The sequence below is a fragment of the Mesorhizobium sp. WSM4848 genome, assembly GCF_055811375.1.
Genome location: NZ_JBVVPX010000004.1, coordinates 248,458 through 255,333, shown reverse-complemented (window position 1 = coordinate 255,333; position 6,876 = coordinate 248,458). Strand labels below are relative to the sequence as shown.

Below are 6,876 nucleotides of genomic sequence, written 5' to 3'. Positions count from 1 at the left end.
CGATGATGCTGTAGAGCTTATGGTAGAACCAGCCGGCGACCGCCCTCCGCAAGATACCCCCGCCGGTTAGGCCCGGCGGTCGGTTGCCTACCCCGCAGCGGCTGTCGGGCCGTCCATCGCAGCGAGGAACCATGGAAGCCCAAGAGAACATCAGCAACGCCTGGGCCGCCCTCAAACTGGTGCGCATGGCTATTGAACAGACATGCCCCGCCCGCGTGCTGCCGAGCGAAGAAGCTGTCCTGCTGCTCTATGGTCCCGAGCCGGTCCATGAGGTCGAAGCGCTGGCCAAAGCCATCATTGAGACGGTCAACCGGCTAGCCATAGAGAGATGCGTCGGACTAGGGGCGCGCTTCCAAACGATGAACTCTTGACTGTCCGAGCGGGTTAGATACCTTTGCAGCATGCCTTGAGAAAAGCGGTGCCGGGCACCTTGGTCAGCCGCGTGATAACCGACGATGGGTGAGCCCTTACGTCGAAGAGAAAAAGAAACAGCACCAGCTTTTGCTGGCCGCGCTGCAAAGACATAGCTCCTTGAACAAGAACCTGGCTGCCACCTGCCGAAGGGCGTGCGGCCTCTAGACGAACATGGAGAAGTCACATGCGGTTTGAGCGGGAATTGGAAAGACAGGAAGACGGCTACTGGTGGGCGATCAGCATCCGGCAGGAGGACGGCCAGCCCGAAATCATCGATGTACGCGGCGAACAGGCGCAACGCATCATAGGAGAAGGTGATCCATACGATCTCTTTGAATTCGTACTGCTCCAGCGTGTTGATACCGGCCGCTGGCCGTGCGACCGGAGCCTGACAGAAGACGGAACATCTGGATGAGGGTCGTGAGGTCGATTCAGCCACAATCAAAGATGGCTATTGGTGGACATTCCACTTCATGGAGGAGCAGCCCGAGATCATTCGCGTCGGCCCGGACGAAGTTGCGCGCGGTAAATCCGCCTATCGCGCTGATTCCGACGGCGAGTTCGACCTCTCGGAGTTCGAATTCCTAATGCCGATCGACACGAGCGGCTGGCCGAAAGAATAGGAGGCTGCTGCTCCCGCCGTCGCTGGTACACCCGGTCGACGACGGGGGCCGGAATCGGCCCTTGTCGGGCCGCCCGGTCCCGCATAGTCGGCCGAAACTCGGTCCTTACCCCCGGCCGTCAGGCTGAAATCGCATCCGACCAAAGGGCTCGGACACTCCGTCCTGTGTTAGTCGGGAGGGTAGGCGTAGGCATCCAGAAGCGCAGCGCATTAAATCCTGATACGCTGGGGTCTTGAGCCCGATATGCAAGCGGAATTCCGGACTAAGGGGCGTGAATGTCGGTAAGAGAGATCCTTCGGAGCCCCGTCATGAGAAATGGCGATGCTCCAGTCTTTCAAACCGTCGACCTTCCTTCGTCGGACGATCGAAAGAAACGCACACGATACTGGGCCGGGTCGGCAGATGGGTTAAGGGTGTTACCTTGGATATCGCTCAACCCATCTGGAAAGCCCGACGATGGTCGTGGTCCAACGGGCCTTAGGATCGCTAACTTTGCATGGCGATGGGGTTTCGACGGTGTGACGGTGTACAACATCTATCCTTTTCCAGCTTCCAAGCCGCAAGAGATCAAACGTAAAGTCGTTGGGTGGGACCAACGTAAGGAGTGGGCTGTGCGCGATGCCATCGTGGAGAACCATCGGTGCATTGCCGATAGCCTACGCGGCGTAGATGCTGCCGTGGTAGCTTGGGGCGCTCAGAGTGGACGGTTTGGGGTGGAGACGCACCGATGGGCAGCCGAATTAACGAAGGCAATCGGGGCTACCGATCGCCCGCGCGCCAACGAGTTCGAGACGTGGTGCTTGGGGACCACAAAGAAAGGGCATCCAAGACACCCATCGCCGCTGGGCCAGGTGCCGCCTGACACGCGCCCACAGCGAATTTCTCTATGATATATGAGGACGCGGGAAGTGGAGCACATTGTCGAGACCCAAGACCTGCCACTGAAACAGGCGCGAGTGCTTGTGTGTCGATATGGCAATGACTGGCGCAAGATTGATGAAGCCGCCAAATCCTACAAAGACGAAAAATAAGCGCCCTCTAGTTGTTCGGATGCGTCCCAAAAACCCTTCAGCGAAGCGTGCCTTAGATCTTCCTCGCCATGCAGGTGCTTTACACGGGCTTTGATGCCCGGGTGACTAACCGCATGTGGCGTGCGACGGTGCAGACGGGTAAAACGCAAAGGACTAACGAATGACGACGCGCTATCTCTATTCGTGGCCTGACGGCCAACAGCAATACTACGTTGTCGATGATAAGACGATATACGCCACGAACGGCAGGGCCGCCTTCTACATGGTTGACAACCAGGTCTATGATTATCCCGGAACTAAGCCACTGTTCCGGATTATTGACGGCCGGTTCTACGACCACAGCGGCGGGGCGCAGCCGGTGCTTTATTTTGGGCAGTAGACTTGCATCGACGCGACCTTTGGCCCGCGGATGGCGGGTCGCGTCAATGCCGGAGGGTTAGTAACCTGGTTTCATTGACCGGCGTAACATTATTAGGGGCTGCCGGCATATTGTTGCTTGGCACACACGCGGCGCTTGCTACTTCCCCGAGCTTTGACTGTGACAAGGCCACGAATGCGGATGAAAAAGCGATCTGCGCCAACGAGCAACTTGCCAAAAATGACCAGTTTACCACCGACGCCTTCAAGCAGGCCAAGGTTAAGAACCGAAAGGCGGCATCAGCTACGGCTCGGTCTTTCCTCAAGTCCCGCGCCGCCTGCGGGACAGACATCGATTGCATCGCCAACGCACAGACTCAAGCCGTTCTTGATTTTGGCATGCTCGGCGCTCAACTGCCGCGGTCTGAGCCTGCTCCAACGAAAGCGGATTCGCTAATGTCCGAAATCCGCGCCAACTGCGCGGCGGAATGGCAGGGCGACTATCGAATGCAGGAATATTGCATCAACCAACAGGTCAACGCATTGCGCGCGATGATACCGGTTACAGATTCCTCGTCTCCTATCGAGCGTGAAATTCTAGGCAAGTGCGCCAACGAATGGCGGAAGCCAGCTGGATTCGACTATCGAATGATCAGATACTGCTACGAGAAGCAAATTGACGCTTACAGACGGCTGAATTGACTACCCAAACGCCGCCACTGCCGTCTGCCAATTCGGATGCCGCACAGCGCGGGCAGCCCGTGGACCGACGCGACCTGCGGCAGGTGATCCTGGCACGAAGAGCCGGGGCATGATCGGCTGGAGATGGACGCATGACAACACCGCCGCAAAAATGCGGGTCTGGATGATGACCTCTGGCAGCCAAACCCCGTCCGCGTTAGAATGGGACAGGGGGACATTCACCAATCCAGCAAGGGAGGTCCGCCATGAAAGTCAAAGACGCAATGCATAAGGGTGTCGACTGGGTCAGCCCCGAAACCGCTGTCACCGAACTGGCGAAAATGATGCGAGCCCAGGATATCGGGTCGATTCCCATTGGAGAGAACGACCGACTGATCGGAATGGTGACCGACCGCGATATTGTCTGCAAAGGACTGGCGGAGGATGGTTTCGACAGCCGCACCGCAACGGCGCGCGATGTCATGACGGCCGGCATTCACTGCTGCCGCGAAGACGACGATCTGGCCAAGGCCGTACGGCACATGGAAGAACTGAAAATCCGCAGGTTGCCGGTGATCAACAAGAATATGCGGATGGTCGGCATCCTTAGCGTCGGCGACGTGAGTCAGTCGGCACCGAGGGAACTGGTGTCCGAATACGTCAAGAGCGTTTCCGCCCACCACCACTGAAGGGCGGCTCGCTCGGGCGCTAAGGCTCAGTCTGCCGCCGCGCTGGCCACAGCGCGCCGGCAGAAATGTCCGGTCAATCGAGGCCGACGCCGACACTTCATGCTACAACTCTACACAGCACTGCCGAGAAGGAGCGCCGCGACAAAATGGCGGCGTCCATAAAGCAGTCGCCTTGACCTTAATCGCGGCCGTGGCGCACCGGAAAAGCCCGCCGGCGAAGCCGGCTGGAGCGTCTGCAGTCGCCAGAGTGTGGGTAACTTTATGCAGCCTTCAGGTTAATCACCCGCATCACTGCGACCCCTGTTCCGTTGTTCGTAGCCGCCTCCTTCGTGCTACCCTTGCCGCAGCTCCATACGTCGCCTTCCTTGGCCGTGAACTGCATGTCTCCGGCCGTGACCTGCAACTCGCCTTCAGTGACCGTGCAGACCATATCATCGGCCATGACATCCCCCAGCGGGCTAGTTCCCTTTGGCTGATAGACGACGTCTTCCATAGCGATGGTCTTGTACCCCTTGATATGGGAGTCTCGTGATCCCAGTTCGACGAGCCGAACGCCGGGAAAAATCTCTTTGCCATCTGTCGGACCGTAGGTCTTGGCCGCTACCGGAGTGGGCTTTGCGACCAATAGCGGGGCCGCCAACGAGGTGGCCCCAAGGGCGAGAGCATTACGTCGATTCATCTTCATAACATCCTCCCTGAGTTAGTCCGCCCAACCGGGGCGAACCTGATATTTTACGCGCCCGAGAAGGAAAATAGTCAAAACACAATTGAGCAGGCAAACGCCGAAGCGCGGGCGGCCGGCTGGCGAAAGGCGAGGCGATAGAAAGTTTTAAGCGCCGAGGCCGGGCCCATTCAACTTTCCGGTCGCCGACGAGACAAGGCCGCCCAGACATCGCGCTGCGGTTGAGCGCTGGCGCCACTGTAAGAATCGCGGCGACCAGGATTTGCAGGCAAAGATTGATGGCTCCCGCCCTCTTGCCGAACAACCCGGTCAAGAAAAAGTAAAGACCTTGGGCCATACAGGCTGCTGTCAGGATGCCGAGAAGCGTTCTGGTCGCTCTTGCGAAGGGCGATACCCATCCGGAAAACCCAGCATGCTGAGTTCCCTAGACCATTGCAGGGCCAGCACAACGCTCAGCCCCGCCCAAAGAAGAGCGGTCGCACGAGTGAATAGCTTTTGCTTACCGCTCGGATCGCTCACGGGATCACTGCCACGACAAACGCGACCGCAACAGGCGGATGAGGCGAGCATCGGGGCAGGTTCTCACAAGAATCGTGCGCTGAGATATCCGGAAACCTTCGCTCACACCAGCGAGACATTGCCGCCGGCGTGGCGCTCCAGCCGGCCGGCGAGGTCGAGTTCCAGCAGCACCATGAAAACCTGGGCGGGATGCAGGCCGGTGTGGCGGATGATTTCGTCGACCGCCACCGGCGTCGGGCCGAGCGCTTCGATGACGCGGGCGCGGTCGTCTTCGCCGGGTGGCGGCGTTGCCGAAAAGTCGGGCGGCTCTTCGAGCAGCGGCGTCCTTGGCGCCAGTGCGCCGACCAGCGGCGCGATCGCACTGGTAATGTCCGATGCTTCGGTGACCAGGGTGGCGCCGTCCTTGAGCAAGGCGTTGGCGCCGGCGGCGCGCGGATCGAGCGGCGAGCCGGGGACGGCGAAGACCGGCCGGCCCATCTCGCCGGCAAGCCTGGCGCTGATCAGCGAGCCGGAGCGTAGCGCCGCCTCGACCACGACCAGCCCCAATGCCGCACCGGCGACAAGGCGGTTGCGGCGCGGAAAATCCTGGGCGCGCGGCTGCCAGCCGAACGGCATCTCCGAAATGATGGCGCCGCCGCGCTCGGCAATCTCGTTGCACAGTGCGGCATTCTCGGGCGGGTAGGGCAGGTCGAGGCCGCCGGCCAGCACACCGATCGTACCTGACGCAAGGCTGCCCTGATGGGCTGCCGTGTCGATGCCGCGCGCCAGGCCGGAGACGATGCCGAAGCCGTCGCGACCGAGTTCGGCGGCGAGCGTCCGCGCCATCTTGATGCCGGCCAGCGAGGCGTTGCGGGCGCCGACTATGGCGACCGCCGGCAGCCGGAACACCGCGCCTTCGCCCTTGACCGCGAGCAGCGGCGGCGAATGGTCCATGCTTTTCATCAGCGGCGGATAGTCGGCCTCGCCAATGCCGACGAAGCGGGCGCCGGCCCGCCGTGCGGTCTCCAGTTCCGCCTCGGCCTCGGCCATCGTCGGGATGCGGACGTTCTTTCTGGCGCCGCCCGAAATCATCAACTCGGGCAGCATCTCAAGCGCCGTCTCGGCCGAGCCGAAGCGGTTGATCAGGTCGCGGAAGGTGGCCGGGCCGACATTCGGCGTGCGGATCAAACGAAGCCAGCTCAACCGCTGCCGGTCGCTGAGCCGCGTCCCGGCGGCGCGCTGGCTCACTCCCTGGCCCCGATCTTGTTCTCGGTGCCGGCCAGCAGCCGGATAACGTTGGCCCGGTGTTTTATGATGACGATCAGGCTCATCAACGCGAACAGCCCGGCAATCTCAGGCGTGCTGAGGACACAGAGCGCGATCGGCACGACGACGGCTGCCGTCAGCGCCGCCAGCGAGGAATAGCGGAACAGGAAAGCCATGGCCAGCCAGACGAGGGCGAAGATCAGTGCCACCTGCCAGGCCAATGCAATCAGCACGCCAAGATAGGTGGCGACCCCCTTGCCGCCCTTGAAACCAAGCCAGACCGGGAAGAGATGGCCGAAAAAGGCGCCGAGGCCGGCCCAGAGCCCGAGTTCCGGGGCAAAGCGACCGGCGATCAGCACAGCCGCCGTGCCTTTCAGCGCGTCGAGCAGCAGCGTGGCGGCAGCCAGGCCCTTGTTGCCGGTGCGCAGCACATTGGTGGCGCCGATATTGCCGGAGCCGATGTTGCGGACGTCGCCAAGGCCGGCGGCACGGGTGATCAGGAGGCCGAACGGGATCGAGCCGAGCAGATAGCCGAACACCAGCGCCAAGACTATGCCGTAAGCCATTGTTCCCCCGGATATGCCCTAAAGCGCGTCGCGTTTGACCGGCCTCATGCGACGCGCTTTAGGTTACTG

At 61.0% G+C, this 6,876-nt stretch carries 10 protein-coding genes; 7 read left to right on the top strand and 3 right to left on the bottom strand.

Annotated elements, in window-relative coordinates; translation table 11 throughout:
• Positions 1–131: 131 nt before the first annotated feature.
• The 7 genes from AC0L16_RS06740 to AC0L16_RS06710 all read left to right on the top strand — a co-directional run bounded on the left by AC0L16_RS06740 (position 132) and on the right by AC0L16_RS06710 (position 3,795).
• A complete protein-coding gene (locus tag AC0L16_RS06740) occupies positions 132–371 on the top strand; it encodes a hypothetical protein (RefSeq protein ID WP_473619736.1) in 240 nt (79 codons plus the stop codon).
• Positions 372–598: 227 nt separating this feature from the next.
• Entirely contained in the window at positions 599–829 is a 231-nt protein-coding gene (locus tag AC0L16_RS06735) for a hypothetical protein (RefSeq protein ID WP_473619735.1), read from the top strand.
• Between the two features lie 58 nt (positions 830–887).
• Positions 888–1,037 carry a hypothetical protein gene (locus AC0L16_RS06730; RefSeq protein ID WP_473619734.1) on the top strand — a complete coding sequence of 50 codons (150 nt, stop codon included), beginning with the start codon at positions 888–890 and terminating at the stop codon, positions 1,035–1,037.
• Between the two features lie 275 nt (positions 1,038–1,312).
• Positions 1,313–1,927, top strand: a complete 615-nt coding sequence (locus AC0L16_RS06725; protein ID WP_473619733.1) for a DUF1643 domain-containing protein — start codon at positions 1,313–1,315, stop codon at positions 1,925–1,927.
• A 301-nt stretch (positions 1,928–2,228) separates the two neighbouring features.
• Complete coding sequence (locus tag AC0L16_RS06720) at positions 2,229–2,447, top strand: 4-fold beta flower protein (protein WP_473619732.1); 219 nt, start codon at positions 2,229–2,231, stop codon at positions 2,445–2,447.
• 74 nt (positions 2,448–2,521) lie between these two features.
• The gene (locus tag AC0L16_RS06715; RefSeq protein ID WP_473619731.1) at positions 2,522–3,127 is read left to right on the top strand and encodes a lysozyme inhibitor LprI family protein; all 606 of its coding nucleotides are present in this window, start codon (positions 2,522–2,524) and stop codon (positions 3,125–3,127) included.
• Positions 3,128–3,372: 245 nt separating this feature from the next.
• Positions 3,373–3,795, top strand: a complete 423-nt coding sequence (locus tag AC0L16_RS06710) for a CBS domain-containing protein (protein WP_473619730.1) — start codon at positions 3,373–3,375, stop codon at positions 3,793–3,795.
• Between the two features lie 259 nt (positions 3,796–4,054).
• Here AC0L16_RS06710 and AC0L16_RS06705 read toward each other — a convergent pair whose 3' ends face one another.
• The 3 genes from AC0L16_RS06705 to plsY form a co-directional block, all read right to left on the bottom strand.
• A complete protein-coding gene (locus AC0L16_RS06705; RefSeq protein WP_473619729.1) occupies positions 4,055–4,480 on the bottom strand; it encodes a hypothetical protein in 426 nt (141 codons plus the stop codon).
• 618 nt (positions 4,481–5,098) lie between these two features.
• Positions 5,099–6,223 carry a DNA-processing protein DprA gene (gene dprA, locus AC0L16_RS06700; RefSeq protein ID WP_473619728.1) on the bottom strand — a complete coding sequence of 375 codons (1,125 nt, stop codon included), beginning with the start codon at positions 6,221–6,223 and terminating at the stop codon, positions 5,099–5,101.
• The gene (gene plsY, locus AC0L16_RS06695) at positions 6,220–6,807 is read right to left on the bottom strand and encodes a glycerol-3-phosphate 1-O-acyltransferase PlsY (protein WP_473619726.1); all 588 of its coding nucleotides are present in this window, start codon (positions 6,805–6,807) and stop codon (positions 6,220–6,222) included. Before plsY ends, dprA begins: the two co-directional genes overlap by 4 nt.
• Positions 6,808–6,876 lie beyond the last annotated feature (69 nt).